24 protein-coding genes are annotated in these 25,825 nt (G+C 66.6%); 16 read left to right on the top strand and 8 right to left on the bottom strand.

Translation table 11 applies throughout. From position 1 onward, the window contains the following. Positions 1–795: 795 nt before the first annotated feature. From ACLE20_RS01790 to groES, 3 genes are all read right to left on the bottom strand, one after another. On the bottom strand, positions 796–1,176 hold the full coding sequence (locus ACLE20_RS01790) for an ester cyclase (RefSeq protein WP_410938534.1): 381 nt from the start codon (positions 1,174–1,176) through the stop codon (positions 796–798). Positions 1,177–1,380: 204 nt separating this feature from the next. Next, positions 1,381–3,021, bottom strand: a complete 1,641-nt coding sequence (groL, locus tag ACLE20_RS01785; RefSeq protein WP_410938533.1) for a chaperonin GroEL — start codon at positions 3,019–3,021, stop codon at positions 1,381–1,383. 62 nt (positions 3,022–3,083) lie between these two features. Further along, positions 3,084–3,380, bottom strand: coding sequence for a co-chaperone GroES (gene groES / locus ACLE20_RS01780; RefSeq protein WP_410938532.1), 297 nt, complete (start codon positions 3,378–3,380; stop codon positions 3,084–3,086). A gap of 259 nt (positions 3,381–3,639) precedes the next feature. Between groES and chrA the strand changes: the two genes are divergently transcribed. From chrA to ACLE20_RS01765, 3 genes are all read left to right on the top strand, one after another. After that, a complete protein-coding gene (chrA, locus tag ACLE20_RS01775) occupies positions 3,640–4,977 on the top strand; it encodes a chromate efflux transporter (RefSeq protein ID WP_410938531.1) in 1,338 nt (445 codons plus the stop codon). A 95-nt stretch (positions 4,978–5,072) separates the two neighbouring features. Beyond that, positions 5,073–5,921 (top strand): TIGR01459 family HAD-type hydrolase, encoded by an 849-nt coding sequence (locus ACLE20_RS01770; RefSeq protein ID WP_410938530.1) that lies wholly within the window; start codon positions 5,073–5,075, stop codon positions 5,919–5,921. A gap of 5 nt (positions 5,922–5,926) precedes the next feature. Further along, positions 5,927–6,907: a bifunctional riboflavin kinase/FAD synthetase gene (locus tag ACLE20_RS01765; protein WP_410938529.1), complete on the top strand. Its 981-nt coding sequence runs from the start codon at positions 5,927–5,929 to the stop codon at positions 6,905–6,907. A gap of 14 nt (positions 6,908–6,921) precedes the next feature. On the opposite strand, the gene ACLE20_RS01760 is transcribed toward ACLE20_RS01765, so the two are convergent. Further along, complete coding sequence (locus ACLE20_RS01760) at positions 6,922–7,113, bottom strand: DUF1902 domain-containing protein (protein ID WP_410938528.1); 192 nt, start codon at positions 7,111–7,113, stop codon at positions 6,922–6,924. 346 nt (positions 7,114–7,459) lie between these two features. Between ACLE20_RS01760 and ileS the strand changes: the two genes are divergently transcribed. The 3 genes from ileS (at position 7,460) to ACLE20_RS01745 (ending at position 11,758) form a co-directional block, all read left to right on the top strand. Next, positions 7,460–10,465 (top strand): isoleucine--tRNA ligase, encoded by a 3,006-nt coding sequence (gene ileS, locus ACLE20_RS01755; protein ID WP_410938527.1) that lies wholly within the window; start codon positions 7,460–7,462, stop codon positions 10,463–10,465. Between the two features lie 173 nt (positions 10,466–10,638). Then, positions 10,639–11,253: a hypothetical protein gene (locus ACLE20_RS01750; protein WP_410938526.1), complete on the top strand. Its 615-nt coding sequence runs from the start codon at positions 10,639–10,641 to the stop codon at positions 11,251–11,253. A 4-nt stretch (positions 11,254–11,257) separates the two neighbouring features. Next, entirely contained in the window at positions 11,258–11,758 is a 501-nt protein-coding gene (locus ACLE20_RS01745; RefSeq protein WP_410938525.1) for a GNAT family N-acetyltransferase, read from the top strand. A 96-nt stretch (positions 11,759–11,854) separates the two neighbouring features. On the opposite strand, the gene ACLE20_RS01740 is transcribed toward ACLE20_RS01745, so the two are convergent. Further along, positions 11,855–12,304 (bottom strand): nucleoside deaminase, encoded by a 450-nt coding sequence (locus ACLE20_RS01740; protein WP_410938524.1) that lies wholly within the window; start codon positions 12,302–12,304, stop codon positions 11,855–11,857. A 73-nt stretch (positions 12,305–12,377) separates the two neighbouring features. Between ACLE20_RS01740 and ACLE20_RS01735 the strand changes: the two genes are divergently transcribed. From ACLE20_RS01735 to ACLE20_RS01725, 3 genes are read left to right on the top strand one after another with little or no spacing between them, the layout of a single operon-like run. Further along, a complete protein-coding gene (locus ACLE20_RS01735) occupies positions 12,378–14,612 on the top strand; it encodes a pseudouridine synthase (RefSeq protein ID WP_410938523.1) in 2,235 nt (744 codons plus the stop codon). 6 nt (positions 14,613–14,618) lie between these two features. Next, the gene (rsmD, locus tag ACLE20_RS01730; RefSeq protein ID WP_410938522.1) at positions 14,619–15,179 is read left to right on the top strand and encodes a 16S rRNA (guanine(966)-N(2))-methyltransferase RsmD; all 561 of its coding nucleotides are present in this window, start codon (positions 14,619–14,621) and stop codon (positions 15,177–15,179) included. A gap of 26 nt (positions 15,180–15,205) precedes the next feature. After that, positions 15,206–16,291: a patatin-like phospholipase family protein gene (locus ACLE20_RS01725; RefSeq protein ID WP_410938521.1), complete on the top strand. Its 1,086-nt coding sequence runs from the start codon at positions 15,206–15,208 to the stop codon at positions 16,289–16,291. A 74-nt stretch (positions 16,292–16,365) separates the two neighbouring features. Here the strand turns inward: ACLE20_RS01725 and ACLE20_RS01720 are convergent, their stop codons facing one another. Further along, the gene (locus ACLE20_RS01720; protein ID WP_410938520.1) at positions 16,366–18,186 is read right to left on the bottom strand and encodes a monovalent cation:proton antiporter-2 (CPA2) family protein; all 1,821 of its coding nucleotides are present in this window, start codon (positions 18,184–18,186) and stop codon (positions 16,366–16,368) included. 132 nt (positions 18,187–18,318) lie between these two features. Here ACLE20_RS01720 and ACLE20_RS01715 point away from each other — a divergent pair, with 132 nt between their 5' ends. From ACLE20_RS01715 to lpxK, 6 genes are all read left to right on the top strand, one after another. Beyond that, positions 18,319–19,665, top strand: coding sequence for a TldD/PmbA family protein (locus ACLE20_RS01715; RefSeq protein ID WP_410938519.1), 1,347 nt, complete (start codon positions 18,319–18,321; stop codon positions 19,663–19,665). A 99-nt stretch (positions 19,666–19,764) separates the two neighbouring features. Next, a complete protein-coding gene (locus ACLE20_RS01710; protein WP_410939112.1) occupies positions 19,765–20,577 on the top strand; it encodes a 3'(2'),5'-bisphosphate nucleotidase CysQ in 813 nt (270 codons plus the stop codon). A gap of 55 nt (positions 20,578–20,632) precedes the next feature. Next, a complete protein-coding gene (locus tag ACLE20_RS01705) occupies positions 20,633–20,869 on the top strand; it encodes a DUF4170 domain-containing protein (protein ID WP_410938518.1) in 237 nt (78 codons plus the stop codon). A gap of 130 nt (positions 20,870–20,999) precedes the next feature. Next, positions 21,000–22,331, top strand: a complete 1,332-nt coding sequence (waaA, locus tag ACLE20_RS01700) for a lipid IV(A) 3-deoxy-D-manno-octulosonic acid transferase (protein WP_410938517.1) — start codon at positions 21,000–21,002, stop codon at positions 22,329–22,331. Then, entirely contained in the window at positions 22,321–23,067 is a 747-nt protein-coding gene (locus ACLE20_RS01695) for an HAD family hydrolase (RefSeq protein WP_410938516.1), read from the top strand. Before waaA ends, ACLE20_RS01695 begins: the two co-directional genes overlap by 11 nt. Positions 23,068–23,119: 52 nt before the next feature. After that, a complete protein-coding gene (gene lpxK / locus ACLE20_RS01690) occupies positions 23,120–24,181 on the top strand; it encodes a tetraacyldisaccharide 4'-kinase (protein WP_410938515.1) in 1,062 nt (353 codons plus the stop codon). Positions 24,182–24,286: 105 nt separating this feature from the next. Here lpxK and ACLE20_RS01685 read toward each other — a convergent pair whose 3' ends face one another. Continuing rightward, entirely contained in the window at positions 24,287–24,706 is a 420-nt protein-coding gene (locus ACLE20_RS01685; protein WP_410938514.1) for a RidA family protein, read from the bottom strand. 194 nt (positions 24,707–24,900) lie between these two features. Between ACLE20_RS01685 and ACLE20_RS01680 the strand changes: the two genes are divergently transcribed. Then, positions 24,901–25,596, top strand: a complete 696-nt coding sequence (locus ACLE20_RS01680) for a TetR/AcrR family transcriptional regulator (RefSeq protein ID WP_410938513.1) — start codon at positions 24,901–24,903, stop codon at positions 25,594–25,596. Here the strand turns inward: ACLE20_RS01680 and ACLE20_RS01675 are convergent. Then, positions 25,593–25,817, bottom strand: a complete 225-nt coding sequence (locus ACLE20_RS01675) for a DUF2093 domain-containing protein (RefSeq protein WP_410938512.1) — start codon at positions 25,815–25,817, stop codon at positions 25,593–25,595. The genes ACLE20_RS01680 and ACLE20_RS01675 overlap by 4 nt on opposite strands. Positions 25,818–25,825: the final 8 nt, after the last annotated feature.

Genomic DNA, 25,825 nt, shown 5'->3' with positions numbered 1-25,825 from the left:
CAGCCAATTGTCGCGCACTCTGCGGGCGCCATCGGAAAAGCGGTGGTTCAGCCAGTCGTGGCGTCCAAAGATCCGCAGCGTCTCCATGGCGGCGACCGCATTGCCGACCAGGGCGGCTTGGGTCTGTCCGGCTTCGACGGCGGCGTCGAGAAAGGGCTGAACACGGCGGATCGCGACGACCGACAGCGTGACGCTGGCGACGCCGTAAAGCGAGACGATCGCCAGGATTTCCAGATTGATCTGCGCGCCGAGGGTCGCGATCGCCAGGAGGATCTGCAAACCGCTCGGCAGCACCGCAAGCAGGAAGAAGTCGACGACCAGGACCAGCGCCGCGCAGCCCTCTTGGCCGGCGCGCTGACCTCTGCTGGGTTGTGCTCGACGAAGAAGCCATTGGTCTTCTTCAAGATCTTTCCGAAGAAGCGCGTGCTGGCGATGTAGCTCAGATTTTCCGAACTCATATAAGCGAGCAGGCGGGCGATTTCCGAGATCGCCATGGAGAGCCCATTGAGGGCCGCATAGGCAAGGAAGCCGAGGAGCAGCGAGCCGATGACGGTCGTTTGCGAGAGACCGTCGATCAGCCGCGAGAAGAGCAGGGGTGCCGCGACCGATGCGAGGCTTGCGACCACGGTTGCGCCGATCACGCCGCCGAGCATCCACCGGTCGGCCCGAAGATAGGCCCGAACGATGTCCGCCAAGGGGCGGATAAGCCTGATCTCATCCATAAGTATAATCTAATGGAGAATCGTATGATGCGTCAATGCAGTTCGGCTCTATTCGGCAGGCGAGTGCATCCCTTCAGAGTTGCCGCTCGATCGCCTGCTTGTCGATCACCGACAGCACCGAGCGGATCTTGCCCTCCTGATAGGTGTAGAAGACGTTCTCGCTGAACGACACGGTTCGGCCGTTGAAGGGAAGGCCGAGGAATTCTGCCTTGGGCGTGCAGGTAAAGGCGAGACGCGCGGCCAGATGCGGCGGCTCGCAGACGAGGAGGTCGATGACGAAGGCGAGGTCCGGGATCGCCTCGACATCCGCTTCCAGCATAGCGCGATAGCCCGCAAGCCCGAGCGGTCGCTCATTATGCTCGACGTCGTCATGGACGTGGCGGCCGAGATCGGCCCAGTTGCGGGCGTTCAGGCAATCGATATAGGCGCGGTAGCGGGTCGCGAGATCGGTCATCGGCTTTTCCCTTCTCCAAGACGCGGAAGGAGATAGGGCGCCGGCTGGAACGGCGAAGGGCTCGGGGAGGGGGCCGCACATGGCGCAGCGGCAGGCTTGGCAGCTATGCCCACGGTGTTCGGGCGCCCGTGGTATTTGAACAAAAAAAGGCGGCCCCTTGCGAGGCCGCCTTCCGTCTCATCCGGCTTTCGCCGAACGGGATGATTACATCATGCCGTCCATGCCCATGCCGCCCATGCCGCCCGGCATGCCGCCGGCAGCTTCCTTCTTCGGAAGCTCGGCGATCATGGCTTCGGTGGTGATCAGCAGCGAGGCAACCGATGCAGCGTTCTGCAGGGCCGTGCGAACGACCTTGACCGGGTCGACGATGCCCATGGCGAGCATGTCGCCATATTCGGAGGTCTGCGCGTTGTAACCGAAGTTGTCGTCATCCTTCTCGAGGATCTTGCCAACCACGATCGAGGCTTCGTCACCGGCATTGTCGGCGATCTGGCGAACGAGCGACTGCAGGGCGCGACGGATGATGTTGACGCCGGCTTCCTGGTCGGCGTTCTCGCCCTTGACGGTGATCTTGGTCGAGGAGCGCAGCAGGGCGACGCCGCCGCCGGGGACGATGCCTTCCTGAACGGCTGCACGCGTTGCGTTCAGCGCGTCGTCGATGCGGTCCTTCTTTTCCTTGACTTCGACTTCCGTCGAGCCGCCGACGCGGATGACGGCAACGCCGCCAGCGAGCTTGGCCAGGCGCTCCTGCAGCTTTTCGCGGTCGTAGTCCGAGGTGGTTTCCTCGATCTGCGCCTTGATCTGGGCCACGCGGCCTTCGATCTCGTTCTTGGCGCCGGCGCCGTCAACGATGGTCGTGTTCTCCTTGGAGATCGAAACCTTCTTGGAGCGGCCGAGCATGTCGATGGTGACGTTTTCGAGCTTGATGCCGAGGTCTTCGGAGATCACCGTGCCGCCCGTCAGGATGGCGATGTCTTCGAGCATGGCCTTGCGGCGGTCGCCGAAGCCCGGAGCCTTGACGGCAGCGATCTTGAGGCCGCCACGCAGCTTGTTGACGACGAGGGTCGCCAGCGCTTCGCCTTCGACGTCTTCAGCGATGATGAGGAGCGGCTTGCCGGTCTGAACGACGGCTTCGAGAACCGGCAGCATGGCCTGGAGGTTCGACAGCTTCTTCTCGTGCAGGAGAATATAAGCGTCTTCGAGGTCGGCGACCATCTTTTCCGGGTTGGTCACGAAGTAGGGCGACAGGTAGCCGCGGTCGAACTGCATGCCTTCGACGACTTCGAGTTCGGTTTCGGCGGTCTTGGCTTCTTCAACCGTGATGACGCCTTCATTGCCGACCTTCTGCATGGCTTCGGCGATATCAGCGCCGACCTGCTTGTCGCCGTTGGCGGAGATCGTGCCGACCTGGGCAACTTCTTCCGAGGTGGAGATCGGCTTGGCCTTGGCCTGCAGGTCCTTGACGACGGCGGTGACGGCGAGGTCGATGCCGCGCTTCAGGTCCATCGGGTTCATGCCGGCGGCAACGGCCTTGTTGCCTTCCTTGACGATCGCCTGGGCGAGAACCGTGGCGGTCGTGGTGCCGTCGCCGGCGATGTCGTTGGTCTTCGAGGCCACTTCGCGCACCATCTGTGCGCCCATGTTCTCGAACTTGTCCTCGAGCTCGATTTCCTTGGCGACCGAAACGCCGTCCTTGGTGATGCGCGGTGCGCCGAAGGATTTGTCGATCACGACGTTACGACCCTTCGGGCCCAGCGTCACCTTGACTGCATCGGCGAGAACGTCGACGCCGCGCAGCATCTTTTCGCGCGCAGTGCGGCCGAACTTGACTTCTTTAGCTGCCATTTTTCAAACTCCCGGGCGGATTGCCCCATGGTTATTCGTTCAGGATGGATGGATGATCCGACTTAGGCGATGACGCCCATGATGTCGGATTCCTTCATGATCAGCAGGTCTTCGCCGTTGAGCTTGACCTCGGTGCCCGACCACTTGCCGAACAGCACGCGATCGCCAGCCTTGACGTCCAGCGGGGTCACCTTGCCGGACTCGTCACGCGCGCCGGTGCCGACGGCAACGATTTCGCCTTCCTGCGGCTTTTCCTTTGCGGTGTCCGGGATGATGATGCCGCCCTTGGTCTTGGCTTCGGACTCGACGCGGCGAACCACGACGCGGTCGTGCAGCGGACGGAAGTTGGTGCTTGTCATTGTCTTATCCCTCGATCAAATGACGCTGCGGATCGCTCCTCGAGCCGATCCGCCGGATGATGTTAGCACTCCCCAGTGGCGAGTGCCAGCGTGGTCGAGATAAGTTGGCCTCATGCGGCTGTCAAGATGAGGCACGGGCTCCTGTGCAAGATTTCACCGATCCGTCACGCTCTGGATCGCGCTGTCATCGTCTCGTCACGGATACTCGGGCAAGGCGCGAGGGTGGCGACCTGTCGGGTCGCGAGAGATGGGGTAGAGCATGGCAGCGGTTCGCGACGGGAATGAGGCACTGGCGCCAGGCGAGGCGGATCTTGCCGTCCGTCCAACCTTCCTCGAGGCGGCGAAGCTCTGGGCAACGATCGGCATATTGAGCTTCGGTGGGCCAGCGGGTCAGATCGCGCTGATGCATCGCGAGGTGGTCGAGAAGCGTCGCTGGATCGGCGAGGCGCGCTTCCTGCATGCGCTCAATTACTGCATGCTCCTGCCAGGGCCCGAGGCGCAGCAGCTCGCCACCTATATCGGCTGGCTGATGCATGGCACGCGCGGCGGGCTGGTGGCCGGCCTCCTCTTCGTGCTGCCGGGGCTGGCCGTCATGCTGGCGCTCTCGGTTCTCTATGCGCTCTACCACCAGACCGACACGCTTGCCGCCATCTTCTTCGGCTTGAAGGCGGCCGTGCTCGCCATCGTCGTCGAGGCGTTGCTGCGGCTCGGCAAGCGGGCCCTGAAGGGCGGCGCGGCGAGGCTGATCGCAGCCGCCGCCTTCCTGTCGCTGTTCCTCTTCGCCGTCCCCTTTCCGATCGTCATCCTGCTCGCCGGGCTGATTGGCCTTGCGGGTCTCGCCGGCGGCGCTGGGGCGGGCGTTCCGGATCTCGACCCCGCGCCGCCCGGCCGTCGCGCGCCGGAAATCCTGCGCATGACGCTGATCTGGGCTGCGCTGTGGATGGCGCCGGTGGCGCTGGCAGCGTTGCTCGATGGCACGATCTTCGTCGCCATCGGCATCTTCTTTGCCAAGATTGCCGTCGTCACCTTCGGCGGCGCCTATGCGGTGCTCTCCTATGTCGCCCAGCAGGCGGTGGAGACCCATGGCTGGCTGCGGCCGGGCGAAATGCTGGATGGTCTGGCGCTGGCCGAGACGACGCCCGGGCCGCTGGTGCTGGTCCTGAGCTTCGTCGCCGCCATGGCGGCCTTCCGCGAGGCAAGCGGGCTCGATCCGGTGGTGGCGGCGCTTCTCGGCGGAACGCTCGCCGCCTGGGTCACCTTCGTGCCCTGTTTCTATCTGATCTTCCTCGGCGCGCCCTCGGTCGAGCGGCTGCGCGGCAATCGCCGGCTCTCCGCCGCTCTTTCCGCCATCTCCGCCGCCGTGGCCGGCGTCATCCTCAATCTCGCCGTCTGGTTCGCCCTGCATGTCTTGTTCGCGCGTGTGGATAGGTCTGAGATCGGGCCGCTCTCCGTGCCCGTACCGGAGCTCTCGAGTTTCGAGCCGCAGGCACTTCTTCTCGCCGGTTTCGCCGCGCTCCTGCTCTTCGGTCTCAAGCGCGGCGTGCCGCTGACGCTTCTCCTCTGCGGCGGTGCCGGCCTGCTGCTCGCACGGCTTTAGGCGATCGCAATGCAAGGAGGGTGGCGAACAAGACTTGTGTTTTCGCGCCGACCTTGCGATGTGATCGGGCAGAGAGAATGGGACTGGACCTGCCGATGGCCGTGCGTATCAACAGCTTCAAAGACATCGCCAGCCGCTATGATGTGGTCTTGTGCGACGTCTGGGGCGTGCTGCACAACGGCGTCGACGCCTTCCGCGAGGCGGGGCTGGCGCTGGCCGAGGCCCGGCAACGCGGCGCCACCGTGGTGCTCATCACCAATTCGCCGCGCCCGCATCCGGGCGTCATCGTCCAGATCCGCGGGCTCGGCGTGCCCGATGCCGCCTATGACCGGATCGTCACCTCCGGCGATGTCACCCGCGCGCTGATCCAGGCAGGGCCGAAGAAGATCTTCTTCATCGGCGCCGAGCGCGACCTGCCGCTGATCGAGGGCCTCGGCGTCGAGATGGTCTCGGCGGCCGATGCGGAGATCATCGTCTGCGCCGGCTTCTATGATGACGAGACCGAGACGCCGGAGGATTATCGCGCGACGCTGACGCCGCTCGCGCGGCGCGGCGTGCCCTTCATCTGCGCCAATCCCGATCTCGTGGTGGAGCGTGGACACAAGCTGATCCCCTGCGCCGGCGCGATCGCCGAGGTCTATGCCACGCTGGGTGGCGAGGCGCGCATTGCCGGCAAGCCGCACAAGCCGATCTACCGCGCCGCGATCGGCGAGGCGCGCGCCGCCCGCGGCCCCTTCGAAGGTGCCCGCGTGCTCGCCATCGGCGACGGCATGCCGACCGACGTGCGCGGCGCCCAGGAGTTCGGCATCGACCTGCTCTATATCGCCGCCGGCATCCATGCCGCCGAATATATGACCGGCGAGAAGACCGACGAAACCCGGCTCAATGCCTTTCTGAAGAAGGAGGGCGTCTCGCCGAAATGGTGGATGCCGAGGCTCGCTTAAGCACCATGACCGTCTTTCATCGCAATGAAACCAAGGTGCCGCTGCCCACTCCGCTCGAAGGCGGCGTTGTGGCCATCGGCAATTTCGACGGGCTGCATCGCGGCCACCAGTCGGTGCTCAACCGGGCGCTGGCCGAAGCGCAGGCGCGCGGCGTGCCGGCGCTGGTGCTCACCTTCGAGCCGCATCCCCGCACCGCCTTCCGTCCCGATCAGCCGGTCTTCCGCCTCACCCCCGCACCGCTCAAAGCGCAGATCCTCGAAGGCCTCGGCTTCGCCGCCGTCATCGAATATCCCTTCGACCGATCCTTCTCCACCCTTTCGGCCGAGGCCTTCGTCGATACGGTTCTGATCGATTGGCTGAAGGTCGGCCATGTCGTTACCGGCTTCGATTTTCACTTCGGCAAGAATCGCGAAGGCGGCCCGGCCTTCCTGATGAAGGCGGGAGCGGAAAAGGGATTCGGCGTCACCCTCGTCGACGCCTATCGCGACGAGAATGCCGAAGTGATCTCGTCGAGCCGCATCCGCGAGCATCTCTGCCGCGGCGAGGTGGCGGAAGCGGCCGGCCTGCTCGGCTATCACTACACCGTGCAGGCCACCGTGATCGGCGGCAAGCGGCTCGGCCGCACGCTCGGCTATCCCACCGCCAATATGCGGCTTGGGAGGGAGGTGACGCTGGCGACCGGCATCTATGCCGTGCGCTTCCGCCGCCCGGACGGCGCGCTCCATGACGGCGTGGCGAGCTTCGGCCGCCGCCCCACCGTCGACAGCGATGGCGAGCCGCTGCTCGAGACCTTCCTCTTCGACATGACCGCCGATCTCTACGGCGAAGTCTCCGCCGTCTCCTTCTTCTCCTATCTCCGCCCCGAGCTCAAATTCGACGGCCTCGAGGCACTCGTCGTCCAGATGAAGCAGGACGAGGCCGAAGCCCGCGCGGTCTTGAGCGGCGTGACGGCGTTGGGGGAGGTTGACCGGCGGCTGTGTTTTTAGGCAGCGACGCTTTTTCAGGGCGCTGTGTCGTCGGCTCGTAAAGGATGGTTGACGACGATCAGTTCGCCGGCGACCTCGGTGACGACCGCCTCCAACGACGGAAGATCTGCCGCTTCCACATGCAAGCCGACGATATCGCTCTCGGTGTAGAACAGCTGAGCCTCGTCATCCCAGACCGCCCTGACGAAGAATGTCCGCTTCTGCATCTGTCCTCCGAGCCATCGTGCTAAGGAACCACGAAAGACTATCACGTTTCTGCCCGGGCGAAAGCCGAGAGCATCGCGGTTGTCACTGGCGTGGTCCAAGTCGGATGAGGAGCAAAGCCAACGGTGGACTCCCCCCCTTCCTTTCGCCCCCAAAACCCCTTACAGAGCCGGCATCATGCGCTCGTGTTCCGCCGTCCGCCGTCTTCGAATTACCGGCCCGGCCTTCCGCGCCGGCTGAAATGCCGACGGGAGGTCCGGGATCCTGCGCGGGCGAGACCTGATACCCCGCGCGCCGCTTCACCTTATCCGCCCGCATGCGCGCCGCGCGCCAGAGACGATGTGACCGATGACCGCCGAAAAGATCGACTATTCGAAGACCCTCTATCTCCCCGAGACCGAGTTTCCCATGCGTGCCGGCCTGCCGCAGAAGGAGCCGGAGATCGCCCGGCGCTGGAAGGAGATGGATCTCTACAAGACGCTGCGCGCCTCCGCCGCCGGCCGCGACAAGTTCGTGCTCCACGACGGCCCGCCCTATGCGAACGGCAACATCCATATCGGCCATGCGCTGAACAAGGTCTTGAAGGACGTCATCACCCGTTCCTTCCAGATGCGCGGCCGCGACGCCAATTACGTGCCCGGCTGGGACTGCCACGGCCTGCCGATCGAGTGGAAGATCGAGGAGGCCTATCGCGCCCGCGGCAAGGACAAGAACGAGGTCCCGATCAACGAATTCCGCAAGGAATGCCGCGATTTCGCTCAAGGTTGGATCGACATCCAGTCGGAAGAATTCCGCCGCCTCGGCATCGAGGGCGATTTCGACCATCCCTATACGACCATGAACTTCCACGCCGAAAGCCGCATCGCCGGCGAGCTCCTGAAGCTCGCCATGAGCGGCCAGCTCTATCGCGGCTCCAAGCCGATCATGTGGTCGGTCGTCGAGCGCACGGCGCTTGCGGAAGCGGAGGTGGAGTATCACGAGGTCGAAAGCGATACGATCTGGGTGAAGTTTCCTGTAAAGGCAGACACCAATGCTCGCTTGTTGAAGAACGCTGAAGCGCGATGGTATTCGGCGGGAGAGCTTGATGAGCAAAGTGGTCTTCCGGATCTAAAAGTTGAACTGGAGACGCTGTCGCCGTCCAGTCTCACTGGCGCCTCCGTCGTCATCTGGACCACGACGCCCTGGACGATCCCCGGCAACCGGGCGATCTCCTACTCGGCGCGCATCTCCTACGGCCTCTACGAGGTGACGGCCGCCACCAATGAGTTCGGTCCCCAGCCCGGCGAAAGGCTGATCTTTGCCGACAAGCTGGCTGGCGAGGCTTTCGCCAAGGCCAAGCTCGAATATACGCGGCTGCGCACGGTCGAAGCGGGCGAACTCGCCGCCATCACCTGCGCCCACCCGCTCGCCGATCTCGGCTACACCTTCCCCGTGCCTCTCCTCGACGGCGATCATGTCACCGACGATGCCGGCACCGGTTTCGTGCACACGGCGCCGAGCCACGGCCGCGAGGACTTCGAGGCCTGGATGGCGAATGTCCGGGCGCTGGAGGCCCGCGGCATCGACACGAAAATCCCATTCCCGGTCGATGATGCCGGCTTCTACACCGAGGAGGCGCCGGGCTTCGGCCCCTCGGCCGAGGGCGGCGCTGCGCGCGTGCTCGACGACAACGGCAAGAAGGGCGATGCCAACAAGCGCGTCACCGAGGCGCTGATCGCCACCAACACGCTCTTTGCCCGCGGCCGCATCAAGCACGAATATCCGCATTCCTGGCGGTCGAAGAAGCCGGTGATCTTCCGCAACACGCCGCAATGGTTCGTCTATATGGACAAGGCGCTCGGCGACGGCACGACGCTGCGCTCGCGCGCGCTCTCCGCCATCGACGAGACCCGCTTCGTCCCCGCCGGCGGCCAGAACCGGCTGCGCGCCATGATCGAGCAGCGGCCGGACTGGGTCTTGTCCCGTCAAAGGGCGTGGGGCGTGCCGATCTGCGTCTTCGCCGACAAGGACGGCGAGGTCCTGAAGGACGAAGAGGTCAACCGCCGCATCCTGGACGCTTTCGAAAAGGAAGGCGCGGACGCCTGGTTCGCGGCCGGCGCCAAGGAGCGCTTCCTCGGCAATGGCCATGACGGCGAACGCTGGCAGATGGTCACCGACATTCTCGACGTCTGGTTCGATTCAGGTTCGACCCACACCTTCACGCTGGAAGACCGCCCGGACCTCAAATGGCCGGCCGATGTCTATCTGGAAGGCTCCGACCAGCATCGCGGCTGGTTCCATTCCTCGCTTCTCGAAAGCTGCGCGACGCGCGGCCGCGCTCCTTATGATGCCGTCGTCACCCACGGCTTCATCATGGACGAGAAGGGGGAGAAGATGTCGAAGTCCAAGGGGAACGTCACCGCGCCCCAGGACATGATGAAGGATGCGGGCGCCGACATCCTGCGGCTGTGGGTCATGAGCTCGGACTATGCCGAAGATCTGCGCGTCGGCAAGACGATCATCCAGACCAATATCGATGCCTATCGCAAGATCCGCAACACGCTGCGCTGGATGCTGGGTACGCTCGCCCACGACACGGGCGAGGAGATCGCTTACGCCGATCTGCCCGAGCTTGAAAAGCTGATGCTGCATCGCCTGGCCGAACTCGACCAGCTGGTGCGCAAGGCCTATGACGAGTTCGACTTCAAGCGCATCACCCGCGCGCTGACCGACTTCGCCAATGTCGAGCTTTCCGCCTTCTATTTCGACATCCGCAAGGACACGCTCTATTGCGAGGCGCCCTCGAGCCTGAAGCGCCGGTCGGCGCTGCATGTCATCCGCAAGCTCTTCGACTGCCTGGTGCTCTGGTTCGCGCCGATGATCCCGTTCACCACCGAGGAAGCCTGGCTCTCGCGCGATCCCTCCGCAGTCTCGGTCCATCTCGAGCAGTTCCCGACGATCCCGGCCGAATGGCGGAACGAGGCGGTGGCCGAGACATGGCGCAAGGTGCGCATCGTGCGCCGCGCCGTCACCGGCGCGCTGGAGATCGAGCGCAAGGACAAGCGCATCGGCGCCTCGCTCGAGGCAGCACCCGTGGTGCATGTCGATGATCCGGACCTCCTCGCCGCGCTGGAAGGCCTCGATTTCGCCGAGATCTGCATCACCTCCGCCATCACGGTCGTGCCGGGCAAGGGCCCGGCCGAGGCCTTCCGGCCGGAGGATGTTGCAACGGTCGCCGTCGAGCCGAAGCTCGCCGAGGGCACCAAATGCGCCCGCTCCTGGAAGGTGACGACGGATGTCGGCAGCGATCCGGCCTTCCCCGATGTCTCGGCCCGCGATGCGGCGGCCTTGCGCGAGCTCGGCTACGGCGCCTGAGGCGCCGGGCCGTTACGGGCAGGGGGCCGGGTCAATTGCGCTCCTGCGCATGATCCGGTAAACCTGCCTGAAATTCGGCGGATTTCTCCGCCAAGGGGACGGGCAACGGGCATGCGGGGTGCACGGTCTGAGGGGCAAGGGGCTCCGGCACCGCGCTCGGCTGGAAGGATTTCATGCGTATGACACGTGAGTTTCGGGCCGGCGCCGGCCTCGTCTCGGTTCTGGTCGCCAGCCTGACGCTGACAGGCTGCATTGGCGGCCCCACCTATGGCACCGACAAGACCGCCGGCGAGCAGCTGATGGACGACCTCGGCTCCTCCGTCAGCATGGATGCCGGCACGCCGAAGAACATCAAGTACCAGCCGCGCCCGAGCCTTGTCCTGCCGCCGAGCCAGGAGCGGGCCGCCCTCGTCGCGCCGCAGAAGTCGGCCGTTGCCGATAATCCGGCCTGGGTGGAGAGCCCGGAGGAAACCCGTCAACGCCTGCGCGAAGAGGCAGATGCCAACAAGGACACGCCCGGCTACGTTTCGCCGCTTGCCAAGGCCTCGGCCAATGGCCGCCGCCTGACGGCGCAGGAGCAGACGGAAGCCTATCGCGAGGCCCGCCGCCTGCAGATGGGCGCCTATTCCGACAAGCGCCGCTCGCTTTCCGATCCGCCGCTCGACTATCGCAAGGCCCCGGAAGAGGCCATGGCCGATCTGGGCGAACCGGAGCAGCAGAAGGAACGGCGCCGCAAGAAGGAAGCCCAGATCCAGGGCAGCGGCAAGAAGTGGTGGCAAATTTTCTGATCCGATGACCGCTACGTCCTCCCCGCTGCGCCTGCGGCGCGCCACGGCGGCCGATGCGCCGACCATTCTGCGCTTCGTGCGTGAGCTCGCCGACTACGAGCGCGCGCGGCACGAGGTGCAGGCGACGGAAGACACCATCCGCCAATCGATCTTCGGCGAAGGGTCGATCACAAAGGCCCTGATCTGCGAGCGGGTCGAAACCAGCGAGCCGATCGGCTTTGCCGTCTGGTTCATGAGCTATTCGACCTGGCAGGCCCGCAACGGGCTCTACCTCGAAGATCTCTACGTCACCCCCGAAGCACGCGGCGCCGGTGCCGGCCGGCTGATGCTGCGCGAACTTGCCCGCATCGCGGTGGCCGAGGGCTGCGGCCGCTTCGAATGGAGCGTGCTCGACTGGAACGCACCCGCCATCCGCGGCTATGAGGCGATCGGCGCCAAGCCCCAGAGCGAATGGATCCGCTACCGCCTCGACGGCCAGGCGCTGAAGGACTTCGCGGCTGGATAGTTTCGCCTGCGAGGCTCGGCCTTCGCAGAGGCTAGAGACCCGCTGTCGGGAAAGGCGTCGCCGCGACCGCCTCCGGCACTCTCGGTTGATCTTCGATCACCGCCGTGCGGCGAAGAAGTCCTTGAGGATGCGGGCCGCATCCACTTCGCCGAGACCGGAATAGACCTCCGGGGCGTGGTGGCAGGTCGGCTGGTGGTAGAAGCGGGGGCCATGGTCCACCGCGCCGCCCTTCGGATCTTCCGCGCCATAATAGAGACGGCGGATTCGGGCGAAGGAGATCGCCGCGGCGCACATGGCGCAGGGCTCCAGCGTCACATAAAGGTCAGCCTCGGTCAGGCGTTCGCTGCCCAGCACTTCGGCAGCGGCGCGGATCACCTCGATTTCGGCATGGGCCGTTGGGTCCGCCCGCTCGCGCGTGCGGTTGCCGGCGGCCGCGATCACGGCGCCATCCCGCACGAGGACGGCCCCAACGGGCACCTCGCCGCGTGTTGCCGCGGCCCGCGCCTCGCGGAGCGCCCGTTCCATGAAGCCGCCGGTGTCGACCATCGCCTGCGCGCCGATTTCCTCTTAACCCTTCGGCCCCGACCTGATAGGAGAGCCGAAAAGGCAGGCAACACAAATGACATCCAAAGACAAGCCCCCGCGCGGCGCCGCATCCGGCCGCCCCACCGGCGCCCGGTCCTCCGGCTCGAAAGCCTCCCGCTCCGACGCGCCCAAGGGCGGCGCGGGCCGTGGCGCCTTCGGCGCTGCAAAGCCCGGCGCTTCCAAATCCGCTTCGTCCAAGCCATCCTCCGGCAAGCCGGGCGGATCGAAATTCGGCGCAAAGGCAGGCTTCGCCGGCGCCGCCGAGCGCGAGGGACGGCCGGAAGGCCGCAGCCGCGACGACAAGCCGGGCTTTGCCAAGGCCGCCAAGCCCTTCTCGGGCGCCCGGAGCGAGAAGCCCTTTGCGGGTGAGCGCGGGGCCAGGCCCTCCGGTGCAGGCCGTGGCGAACGGTCCTTCGATCGCGACGAGACGCGGGCTGAGCGGCCGCGCTTCGACAAGAGCGGCGGCGACAGGCCGGCCCGTGCCCGCAAGGCCGAGACGGTCGGAACCACCGACGACGCGCCGCAGCGGATCTCCAAGATCCTCGCCCGGGCCGGCGTCGCCTCGCGCCGCGATATCGAGCGGATGATCATGGAAGGCCGTGTGGCGCTGAACGGTGTCGTGCTCGACACGCCGGTCGTCAATGTCACGCTGTCCGACCGCATCGAGGTCGACGGCCAGCCGATCCGTGGCATTGAGCGCACGCGGCTCTGGCTCTACCACAAGCCCGCCGGCCTCGTGACCACCAATTCTGATCCGGAAGGCCGGCCGACCGTGTTCGACCGCCTGCCGGAGGAGCTGCCGCGCGTGCTGTCGATCGGCCGGCTCGACATCAATACCGAAGGCCTGCTGCTGCTGACCAATGATGGCGGCCTCGCTCGCGTGTTGGAACTGCCCTCCACCGGTTGGCTGCGCCGCTACCGCGTGCGCGCCCATGGCACGATCGAGCAGGCGGAGCTCGACAAGCTCAAGGACGGCATCGCCGTCGAGGGCGTGCTTTATGGTTCCATCGAGGCCACGCTGGACAAGGTCCAGGGCTCGAATGTCTGGATCACCATGGGTCTGCGCGAGGGCAAGAACCGCGAGATCAAGAATGTGCTCGGCGCACTCGGGCTCGAGGTCAACCGGCTGATCCGCCTGTCCTACGGCCCGTTCCAGCTGGGGGACATCCCGGAAGGCGCGGTGCAGGAAATTCGCGGCCGCATGCTGCGCGACCAGCTGGGCCCGCGGCTGATCGAGGAAGCCAAGGCCAATTTCGAGGCGCCGCTCTTCAACGATGCGCCGGCCGTCACCGAGGAGAAGGACGAGGCCTCGTCGCCGCGCGCCAGTGCACCGCGCGAGCGAGGCGGCTTCCGCGAGGATGAGGGCGACCGCCGCGAACGGCTGCGCGCTCGGCTCGACACCCGGCCCGACGGCGGCCGGGGAGGCCGCGACGCGAAAGATGCCGGCCGGGGAGGCCGCGACGCGAAAGATGCCGGCCGGGGAGGCCGCGACAACAAGTTTGGAGGCCGTGACGGCAAGGCCGGCGGCCGGGATGAAGACCGGTTCGAGGCCCGGCCCAAGCGCCAGCCGGCCCAGCGCCAGCGCACCGCCAATGTCTGGATGGCGCCGGGTGCGCGTCCGGTGGCCGAGAAGCGGGCCGAGGGGGAGACGGCGGAGACGCCGATCCGGCGCGATCGCGCCGATGGCGTGCCGCGCGCCAAGCGCTATGGCCGCACGGCGGAAGGCCAGCTGACCAAGGGTGCGCGCAAGTTCGATCCCGACCGCAAGGCCGACGACCGCGGCGCCCCGAAGCGCGCGCCGCGCGCGGCCCGTTTGGTGGACAGTGAAGGCGAGTGGATCAGTGCCAGCACGCCGCCCGCGCGCGAGGACGGCGGGAATGGCCGGGGTGGCCGCGACGGCGGCTTTGCGAAAGCCGGCCGCTCCGGCGACCGTGCGACTGGCGGGCGCTTCGGCGACCGCGAGGACCGGCCTGCCGGTCGCGAGGGTGGCAAGCGCAGCTTCAGCGATCGTCCGGCCCGCAGCGATGCTGCCTTCGGCGATCGCCCTGCCGGCAAGGGTTTTGGCGACCGCGCCAAGGCGCCCCGTGGCAGCACGTCCTTCGGCGACAAGCCAGCGGGCGGCAAGTCGTTTGGTGGCAAGAGCTTTGGTGGCAAGAGCGGCGATGGCAAGAGCTTTGGCGGGCGACCCTCGGGGTCGAAACCTTCCGGCGCCAAGCCCTTCGGCGGCCGCCCGTCCGGCGGCGGCAAGCCGCGCGGGCGCGGGAACTAGGCGGGCATGCGGATCGTCGGCGGTGACCTGCGCGGGCGGAGCCTGGCCGCGCCGAGCTCGAGCGATATTCGCCCGACCACCGACCGCACGCGCGAGAGCCTGTTCAACATCCTGAGCCACAGCTATCCGGAAAGCCTGGACGACACGCGCATTCTCGACCTCTTCGCCGGCACCGGCGCGGTCGGCCTCGAGGCGCTGTCGCGCGGCTGCCGGCAGGCGCTGTTCGTGGAAACCAGCGCCGAGGGTCGCGGCCTGCTGCGCACCAATATCGAGGCCTTGGGTCTGACCGGCCGCGCGCGCATCTATCGGCGCGACGCGACCGATCTCGGCGGCATCGGCACGGTCGAGCCCTTCCACTTGCTCTTTGCCGATCCGCCCTATGGTCGCGGGCTCGGCGACAAGGCCCTTGCGGCTGCGGCGTCGGGAGGTTGGCTGGTGGCCGGCGCGCTGGCGGTGCTGGAGGAGCGGGCCGATGTCATCCCGGCACCCGGACCCGGCTTCCGCAGCCTCGACGACCGCCAGTTCGGCGAGACCCGCATGCATTTCTACCGTTTTGAGCCGGTATAACCCGGCCGGATCAAAAGAGGCCGCGCATGACGTCGTCAAACGACACGCCGCCGAGCGGCGCCGCTTCCGCCGATGTGGTTCAGCCCGGCCCCTCTGATGCCAGCCGGTTGCCGACAATATCTGCAATCCCGTGCTCCGCTAATCAGACCGCCACCCAGCCGACGATTGGCCTGGCGCTCGGCTGTGGCGGCGCGCGGGGACTTGCCCATATTCAGGTGCTGGAAGCCCTGGACGAACTCGGTCTCCGCCCGAGTGTCATTGCCGGTGCCTCGATCGGCGCGATCCTCGGCAGCGCCTGTGCTGCCGGTCTTTCCGGGAAAGACATCCGTGCGCTGGTGCTGTCGAGCGTGGCGCGGCGCGACCAGCTGATGGGACGGCTCTGGAAGGCGCGGCCGACGCGCTGGGCGGAGGTCATGAGCGGCGGCTTCGGCTTCGGCCCCTATCATCTCGAGCGCATTTTGCAGGGGTTCCTGCCGGACAGCGTGCCGCTCGATTTCGCCGGGCTGCAGACCCGCCTGACCGTCGTCGCGACCGATTATTATGGCCAGAGCGAGGCCCATCTGACCGAGGGTGACCTGCGCAAGGCGATCGCCGCCTCGGCCGCCATTCCGGGCCTGTTCCAGCCGGTGATGGTCAAGGGCCGCGCCATGGTCGATGGCGGCCTCCTGAACCCGGTTCCCTTCGACGTTCTGCAGGGACAGGCGGATATCGTGCTCGGCGTCGATGTGGTCGGCGGACCGGAGGGGCTGTCCATGACGGGAAGCAGCGCTGCCGGCACCGCCAAGGCTCGCAAGAGCACGCCTGGAACCGACCAGACCGTCTGGACGACAGAGGTTGGTGCAACGGGACATGCCACGCCGACGCCGGGGCGGATCGATGCCATGTTCGGCGCCAGCCAGCTGATGATGCAGACGATCATCGGCATGAAGATGAAGGCCGCTCCACCCGACCTCCTGATCCGCCCCGCCATCCACCGCTTCCGCGTCCTCGACTTCCTGCGCGCCGAAGAGATCCTCTCAGCCACCGCAGGCACGAAGGACGAGGTGAAACGGGCGCTGGAGGCACAGGTGGAGGGGCGTTTGGCTCGAGGAGCAGAATCTGGTTGTTCCTGAGACGCGGCTTAGGCTGAAGCCACGGCAGCCCAGAAGTGGTCTTTGGCCGCCACACTCGGAAGGGCCAGTCCCGCCTACCGCGCCACGACGGCCGCCGCGATTTCCTCGTCCGGGCCGACCGGCGCCAGGACCTCGCGCTTCGGCTTGATCAGCGGTTCCGGCTTGACCGGTTCGGAATGCAGCTGATCGCGTCCGCCGGTGAAGCCTTCGACGGCCTGGGCGGCGAGGCGGGCTTCGTCGCGGCGGCGGATGTCCTCGACGATCGCTGCGGTCTGGTTGGGGGCCACGCCGAGCTCCTCCAGCGTCTTCTGACCGAACAGAAAGCCGGATTCGAGCGTTTCGCGCAGCTCGTAATCGACGCCCCGCGCCCGCAGCGACAAAGTGTGGCGCCGGTCGTAGGAGCGGACGAACAGGCGGACGCCGGGATAATGGGCCTGGATCAGGTCGACGATCCGGTCGGTGATCTCGACATTATGCGTGCAGATGGCGACGATCTTGGCGCGCTCGATGCCGGCGGCGCGCAGCACGTCCAGACGCGTCCCGTCGCCGAAATAGATGCGGAAGCCGAAGGTGGCCGCCTGGCGAACGCGGGCTGCGGAATGGTCGATGACCGTCACGTTTCGCCCGCCCGCCAGCAGGATTTGTGAGGCGATCTGGCCGAGACGCGAGAAGCCGATCATGAGCACGTCGGCACCGGCCCCTTCGAAATCCTCCTCGATCTCTTCCTCCTCCTCGGTCTCGCCATCCATGAGCCGGCCGGCAAGGGCCGCAGCGGCTGGGGTCAGCGCCATGGAGAGCGTGACGACGACGACGAGCAGCGAGGCGATGTCGGAGGAGAAGACGCCGGCCGCCGCCGCCGCGCTGAAGAGCACGAAGCCGAACTCGCCGCCCTGGGGGAGAAGCAGCGCGATGCGCACCGCATCATTGTGCGGCGAGCCCGTGACCCGGCAGAGCGCATAGAAGATCACCGCCTTGATGACGACGAGCAGCGGCACGGCGACAAGGACGAGTCCCCAATTGGCGAGGATCACGTCGAGCTTCAGGGAAAGGCCGACGGCCATGAAGAACAGAGCGAGCAACAAGCCGCGGAAGGGCTCGATATCGGCCTCCAGCTCGTGGCGGTAGGAGGATTCCGCGAGCAGCACGCCGGCCAGGAAGGCGCCCATTGCCATGGACAGCTGCGCCATCTGCATCAGTGTGGCGGCACCGAGCACGATCAGCAGCGCCGCGGCGATCATGATCTCGCGGGCGCCGGTGCGCGCCAGAATCTGGAAGATCGGGTTGATGAGGTAGCGGCCGGCAACCACCATGATCAGGATCGCCCCGACCGCGATGGAGAAGTCCTCGATCGGCGGGGTCGTGTCTTCCGGCGCCTGCAGCGCGATCAGCGGGATGAGCGCGAGCAGCGGCACGATCGCCAGATCCTGCAGCAGCAGGACCGAGAAGGCGCGCTGGCCGTAGCGCGTGTTGGTGTCGCCCTTCTCGTCGAGAATCTGCAGCGCAAACGCGGTGGAGGAGAGTGACAAGCCAAAGCCGGTGATCAGGCTGCCCGCCCAGTCGAGCAGGCCGAGCCCATAGATGAGCATGGACAGCACGCCGCCCGTCGCCAGGACCTGGGCGGTGCCGAGCCCGAAAATATCCCGCCGCATCTGCCAGAGCCGCGACAGTTTCAGTTCGAGCCCGATGACAAAGAGCAGGAAGACGACGCCGAGCTCGGCAAAGCCCAGGATTTCCTCCCCCTCGGTGATCTGGTGGAGCAGGGGGCCGATGACGACGCCGGCCGCGAGATAGCCGAGCACCGTGCCAAGGCCGAGCTTCTTGAAGATCGGCGCCGCGACGACCGCGCCGCCGAGCAGCAGGAGAGCCTGGCCGGTCATGGCGGACGTGGTCGACATGGCGTGTTCCTTTCAGTCGCGCGCAGGCGGCGCAAATCAGCGGATTGTGCGCAAGGCAGGCGAGAATCGCGCTATGGCCTTGATGCAGAGGCCAGTGCACAATAAATGGGGCGCGAAAGAAAGGCCACATCCATGTCCGAACCGATCTTCTCCGACGCGCTCGAGGCGCGGGCCGCCGAACTTGTGGATCTGGCACGAAAGGCAGGCGCGGATCAGGCCGATGCCGTGGTCGTCCGGGGCCGCTCGCGCTCGGTCAGCGTCCGTCTCGGGAAGGTGGAAGGCACCGAGTCGTCCGAGAGCGACGATTTCTCGCTTCGCGTCTTCGTCGGCCGAAGGGTCGCCAGTATCTCGGCCAATCCCGGCTTCGATCTCAAGGTTCTCGCCGAACGTGCGGTCGCCATGGCCAAGGCCTCGCCCGAGGATCCCTATGCCACGCTCGCGGACGAAGCCCGGCTTGCGCGCCAGATCGCCGATCTCGATCTTTTCGATCCGACGGAGGTCTCTACCCAGGCGCTGACCGATGCCGCGCTCGAGGCGGAAGCCGCAGCGCTCGCCGTGCCGGGTGTCACAAATTCCTCGGGCGCCGGCGCCTCCGCCGGCATGGGCGGGCTGGTGCTCGTCACCTCCCATGGCTTCTCCGGCGCCTATATGGGCACCCGCTTCGGCCGCTCCGTCAGCGCGATCGCCGGCGAGGGCACGCGCATGGAGCGCGATTATGATTATGCGAGCACGCTGTTTTTCGCCGATCTGCGCGGTCCGCAGGAGATTGGCCGTCTCGCCGGAGAACGGGCAGCGGCTCGCGTCAATCCCCGCCAGGTCGAGACGCAGAAGAACGTCACCGTCGTCTTCGACCCGCGTGTCGCCCGTGGCTTTGCCAGCCATATTGCCAGCGCCATCAACGGTGCCGCCGTGGCGCGCAAGACGACCTTCCTCAAGGACAGCATGGGCTCGCAGGTGATGAAGGCGGGCATCCGCGTCACCGACACGCCGCAGATCGTGCGCGGCCCGGCCTCGCGTCCCTTCGATGGCGAGGGGATCGCCGGCGAACCCCTGACGGTTGTCGAGGACGGCGTGCTTCGCCATTGGCTGCTGTCCACCTCCACCGCCCGCGAGCTCGGCCTCGAAACCAATGGTCGCGGCGTGCGTGGCGGGCCGGCGGTCAGCCCGAGCTCCACCAACTTCGCGCTGGAGCCGGGCGAGATCTCGCGGGACGATCTGATCAAGGGGGTGAGCACCGGCTTCTACGTGACCGAGCTCATCGGCCATGGGCTGAACATGCTGACCGGCGAATATTCGCGCGGCGCCTCGGGTTTCTGGATCGAGAATGGCGAGATCACCTATCCGGTCTCGGAAGTCACGATTGCCTCCAACCTCAAACAGATGTTCATGGCGGTTACGCTGGCCGACGATATCGACCGCAGCTTCGGCACCGCGGCGCCGACGCTTGCCATCGAAGGCATGACGCTCGCCGGAAAATAGCCGCAGTTGCGCGGTCGAAGGCGCCCGGGAGGATGATGACACATTGCCGGAGGGCCTGCCCCTCCGATTCCCGGGACCTGCCGGGCGCAAAGGACGATGATGACGGCTTCCGCCTTAGACGATACGCAGTGGCTTCGCGATCTCGAGCTCATCACCACCGCCGCCATGGCGGCCGGCGAAAAGGCCCTCGGCTTCTTCCGCAAGAATCCCGATTTCCGCTACAAGAACGAGGATCGCTCGCCGGTCAGCGAAGCTGATTATGCGGCCAATGACGTGCTCAAGGAGCGGCTGCTCGCTGCCCGGCCCAATTATGGCTGGCTCTCGGAGGAGACCGATGATGACGAGGCGCGACTCGGCTGCGAGACCGTCTTCGTCGTCGACCCGATCGATGGCACCCGTGCCTTCATCGCAGGCAAGGATATCTGGTGCGTCAGCGTCGCGGTCGTGCATGAGGGTCGTCCGGTGGCGGGCGTCCTCTATGCCCCGGCGCTGATCGAGCTCTATCAGGCAGCTCTTGGCCAAGGCGCCCGGCGCAACGGCCTGCCGATCCGGGCGGCCAAGTCGGGCGAGGGCGAGAAGCTGCTGATCGCGCTCTCCGAACAGCGGGTGGCGCGGCTGCCGGCCGCCTATCGCGCCGGCATGACCCGCATCGCCCATGTGCCCTCGCTCGCCTATCGGCTGGCCATGATCGCCGACGGGCGGATCGACGGCACGGTGGTGGAGCGCAATTCCCATGACTGGGACCTCGCCGCCGCCGACCTGATCCTCGACGAGGCAGGCGGCCGCTTGGCGGGGCTCGACGGTCGGCCGCTCGCCTACAACACCAAGCAGGTGACGCACGAGATGCTCTGCGCGGCCCGGCTGAGCATTCTGGGTCCGCTCGTGGCGGCCGCAGGCGGCGCCCCCCATTGACCTTTCATGCGGGATGGCTCACATCCACTTCAATATCGATCAGGACGGCAGAGTGATGGCTCCAAGCAGCGAGAAAAAACAACTCCTCCACCTCGTCTTCGGCGGCGAGCTGACGACGCTGACCGAGGTGCAGTTCCGCGACCTCGACAAGCTCGATATCGTCGGCATCTTCCCCGATTACCAGAGCGCGCTCGCAGCCTGGAAGTCGAAGGCACAGCTGACCGTGGACAATGCGCATATGCGCTATTTCATCGTCCACATGCATCGCCTGCTCGATCCAGGCGCCGTCTGATGGTGAGAGCGGAGCGGGCGGTGCGCATGCCGGCCGCTGCGGTCATGGGCGAGCTGTGCCGGGGGCCTCGCCTCGGGTCCTGCGTCCGACGGGGCTCCCTTCGCCAAGGTCGGAGCGACGGAGGTGTCGCATGAGCCGGTTCTTCGCCCGTGCGGTCTTGACCACCTATCGCGTCATGGGCACGGCGCTGACCCCCTTCATCTGGTCCTACCTCGCCACCCGCGCGGCCAAGGGCAAGGAAGATCGTGCCCGCCGGCAGGAGCGCTACGGCCATCCAAGCGCGCCGCGACCGCAGGGCCCGCTCGTCTGGTTCCATGCGGCGAGCGTCGGTGAGACGGCCTCGGTCATTCCGCTGATCCGCGAGATCCACAAGCGCGGCATCGCCGTGGTACTGACCACCGGCACCACCACCTCGGCCCGGATCGCGTCCGATCGGCTGGGGCCTGCCGCCATCCACCAATATGTGCCGCTCGACATCAAGCCCGCCGTCTCGCGCTTCCTCGACTATTGGGAGCCGGATCTGGCGATCATCGCCGAATCCGAAATCTGGCCGATGACGATCATGGAGCTCGGCCGGCGCCATATTCCGCAGATCCTCGTCAATGGCCGGATGTCGGATCGCTCCTTCAAGCGCTGGCGCAAGCGCGCGAGCCTTGCCGACGCTCTGTTTGAAAACCTGGCGCTGGTGATCGCCCAGTCGGAGGCCGATGCCGAACGCTTCAGCACGCTCGGGGCGCTGCCGGTCATGGTCTCCGGCAATCTCAAGGTCGATACCGACGCGCCGCCCGCCGATGCAGAGGCGCTGCGCAGCTATCGCCAGCAGCTGGGCAAGCGCAAGACCTGGGCGGCGATCTCCACCTTCGAGGGCGAGGAGGCGGCGGCAGCGGCCGTCCATGCCGCGCTGAAGAAGCGTAGCGGCCTGCTGACCATCATCGTGCCCCGCCATCCGGAGCGCTGCGACGCGATCGAGGCCATGCTCAACGCTCGCGGCCTGACGGTCGCCCGCCGCACGCGGCGCGACCCCCTGACGCCCGAGACCGACGTGTTTCTCGGCGATACGATCGGCGAGATGGGCCTTTATCTTCGCCTGACCGAGGTAGCCTTTGTCGGCCGCTCGCTGTTCGGCGAGGGCGGGCAGAATCCGCTGGAGCCGGCCATGCTCGGCTGCGCTATCCTGTCGGGCGGCAATGTGCAGAATTTCCGCGAGAGCTATCAGCGCCTCGCCAAGAATGGCAGTGCCAAGATCGTGCGCGATGTGGAGATGCTCGCCAAGGGCGTGCACTATCTGCTCGTCAATGACGAGGTGCGGCACAAGATGATCGACGCGGGCCAGGAAACCATGCATGAAATGCGCGGCGCGCTCGCCGCCACCATGCGCGGCCTGGAGCCCTATATCAATCCGCTGACGGTCAAGGCCCGTCTTCTGCCGCGCGACGAGGGGGACAGAAGCGATGTCCGCTGAGACCGCCGCCCACGAGCAGCATCCGGCCATCGCCGGCATCCTGTTCGACAAGGACGGCACGCTGCTCGACTACGCGAAAAGCTGGGTGCCGGTGAATTACGAGCTGGCGCGCATTGCCGCCCGCGGCGATGCAGACCTCGCAAACAGGCTCCTCATGGCCTGCGGCATGGACCCGGAGACCGGCCATGTGGTGGCGGACAGCCTGCTTGCCGCCGGCAATACGGTGGAGATCGCCGAGGGCATGGTCGCCGCCGGCTCGCCTTATCCGTTCGAGGAACTCCGGGCACTGTTCGACGATCTCTTCTCCCGCTCGGCCGCCTATGCGGTGCCGGTCGCAGATCTCGCTCCGTTCTTTGCCGACCTGAAGGCCGACGGCTATCGGCTTGGCGTCGCCTCCAGCGACAACGAGACCTCGATCCGCGAGACGGCGAAGCGCTTCGGCTTTGCCGAGAGCCTCGATTATGTGGCCGGCTATGACAGCGGCCACGGCACCAAGCCCGGCCCCGGCATGGTGCTCGGCTTCTGCGCCGCCACCGGCCTTGCGCCGGATCAGGTGGTGGTGGTCGGCGACAACAATCACGATCTGCACATGGGCATCTCCGCCGGGGCGGGGCTGACGGTCGCCGTCCTGACCGGCACCGGCTCGCGCCAGTCGCTCGGGGATGCCGATCATTGCCTGAACGACATCACCGAGCTGCCGGCGCTGCTCGCCAGCCGCCGCCCGGCCGGGGCCTGACCATGCTGGGCATCGCAGGCAGGGCGGGCAGGACAGAGGGCAGGCAGAGCTGATGGTCTCCGAAGCACCGCCCTTCTGGTGGGAAAAGCCGGGTTTCACCAGCGCGGCGCTCGCGCCCCTCTCCTGGCTCTATGGCCAAGTGGCCGGTGCGCGCATGGAAAGGACGAAGCGCTGGGCCGCGCCCGTTCCCGTGCTCTGCATCGGCAACTTCACCGTGGGCGGCGCCGGCAAGACGCCGACGGCGCTGGCGCTCGCCCGGGCCGCCAAGGCGCGTGGCCTCACCCCCGGTTTCCTGAGCCGCGGCTATGGCGGCTCGCTTGACCGCACGACCCGCGTCGATCCCGACCATCACCGCGCCCGCGATGTCGGCGACGAGCCGCTGCTGCTCGCCCGCGAGGCGCTAACCGTCATCTCCCGCCGGCGCGTCGAGGGCGCGCAGCGGCTGGTGGCGGAGGGCGCGGATCTCATCATCATGGATGATGGGTTCCAGAGTGCCCGCCTCGTTTTCGACTACGCGCTGCTGGTGATCGATTCCCGTCGCGGCATCGGCAATGGCCGGGTGGTGCCGGCCGGACCGGTGCGCGCGCCGCTGCCGGTCCAGCTCCGCCAGACCTCCGCTCTGCTGCAGATCGGCACGGAGGACGCCGCCGATCCGGTGATCCGCGCCGCCGCACGCGCCGGCCGGCGGCTTTTCGCCGCCAGTCTACACCGCTCCGGCGATGATGCGGCACTGAGAGGCGCACCCGTTCTCGCCTTTGCCGGCATCGCCGATCCCGAGAAATTCTTCCGCACCGTGCGCGAGACAGGCGCCATCATCGCCGAAGAGCGCCGCTTCCCCGACCATCATCACTTGGCCGACGACGAGATCGCCGACATGCTGGAAACGGCGACGCGCGAAGGCCTGACGCTTGTGACCACCGCCAAGGACTGGGTGCGGCTCGAAGCCGGCCATGGCCTAAGCGGCGAGCTGAAAAGCCGCACCCTCGTCATTGCCGTCGAGATCCGCTTCGACGACCCCGCCGCCCCCGACGCAATCCTCACCGCCACCCTCACCAACGCCCGCCAGCGCCGACTGACCCACTCGACGATCGAGAGCCTGGATCCGGTTCGGTAGGGAAAGCTCCTCCGATGTATTGGATTCACCGGAAGAGCGTCGCGTCACCAAGTCTGGTTGCGATCACGGCCGCAGCGGCTTCGCTTTAGTGGGAATGGCTCCACCTTAGGGCAGGACCACCACCGCCTCGACTTCGAACAGCATGGGGTCGACTGCCAGTTTCGTGACCGGTACCAGGGTTTGCGCCGGCAGATGGTCGCCGAAGAGGGTCGTCACCGCGCGGGTCAGCACTGCGAGTTTGGCGGGTTGGTGATCGACCACATAGACGGTCAGTTTGGCGACCTGGTCGGGCTTCGCGCCCAGTCCATTCAGTGCCTTGGCGAGATTGGCATAGCCCTGCGAGACCTGCGCCGCAAAGTCGGGCGAGAGTCCGCCACGCTCATCCTGCCCGCCCTGTCCGGAAATGAAGGCGAGCCGCGCGCCAGGGGGGAGTACCGTGGCGGTGCTGTAGCCATAGGGAGTGGGATCGCCGAGGGCGGGCGGATTGACGCGGGTTACGGTCTCTGCCGCGGAAGGGGTCGTCATGAGAAGCACTCCTATGAAAAGAAAAGATCGGACGGAATTGGGCATCGTCGTCTCCTGAACGCTTGGGATTGCCGCGCGAGGGACTCGCTCGTACGACGTACGAAATGAAGCATCGTACAGTGAACGAGTCAATTGCCGGATGCCATCATCCGGTCTAAGGCTCGCAGACATCGTAACGCGAGGAGGGGCCGCCGATGGCGCGAACGCAAGGCGCAGGGCAGGGACGTCGCAGCCGAAGCGGACGGAGCGGCGGAGCGGCGGGCGAGGGCGCACTCTCTCTCGACCGGATCATCGAGGCTGCGATCGCTCTCCTAGATGCCGACGGGCTCGACGGCTTGAGCATGCGGCGTCTCGCCGATCGCCTCGGCGCCGGCGCCATGAGCCTCTACTGGCATGTGGAGAGCAAGGATGCCGTGCTCGATCTGGCGCTAGATGCGGTGCTCCGCGCGGAAGCGGCAGATCCGGAGGGGGACGCGGACTGGCTCTTGGCCATTCACGCGGAACTGCACGGCTGGCGTAGCGCCATGCTGCTCCACCCCTGGTCGGCCGCCCTTCTAGCCCGCCGCGCGCTCGGCGCCGCGACGCTCGGCCGGCTGGAGCGGCTGTTGCTGCTGCTCAGCGCCGGAGGGATCGCGCCGGACAGGCTGAATGCCGCAGTCTGGGCGCTCTGGAACATGACGGTCGGTGCCAGTGTCACGCGGGCGAGCTTCGTCGCGGGTCAGGGCGATGAGGCAGGCGCCGGTCGGTCCACGGCCTTGCCCGACACTCATCCGGCCATCGCGGCCTCCAATCTGCTGGGCGAAGCGGATTGGGACAAGGTGTTCGAAGAGGGCGTGGGGCGGCTTCTGTCCGGCTTCCTGCAGACAGAGGCACCTGCGGGCAAGGCTTAGCCAGGCAGGGTGCCGGCCTGGCGTTCGGCGTCGAGGGAGGCCTGGGCGTCGGCATAGGCTTCCTGGCGGGCGACGCTCCAATAGCGCAGTTCGTCGACGGGGATCGGGACGCCGGTCATGGCGCAGGTGACGTGGGTGCCGGGCATGACGATCTGGAAGTCGCCGTCGAGATAGCGAATCTTTGCCGGCCTGTTGCCGCTGCCTTCAAACCGGTTCATCACCCGTCGTC

This window comes from Rhizobium sp. YIM 134829 (genome assembly GCF_046546455.1).
This window is presented reverse-complemented; position numbering and strand designations above follow the sequence as displayed.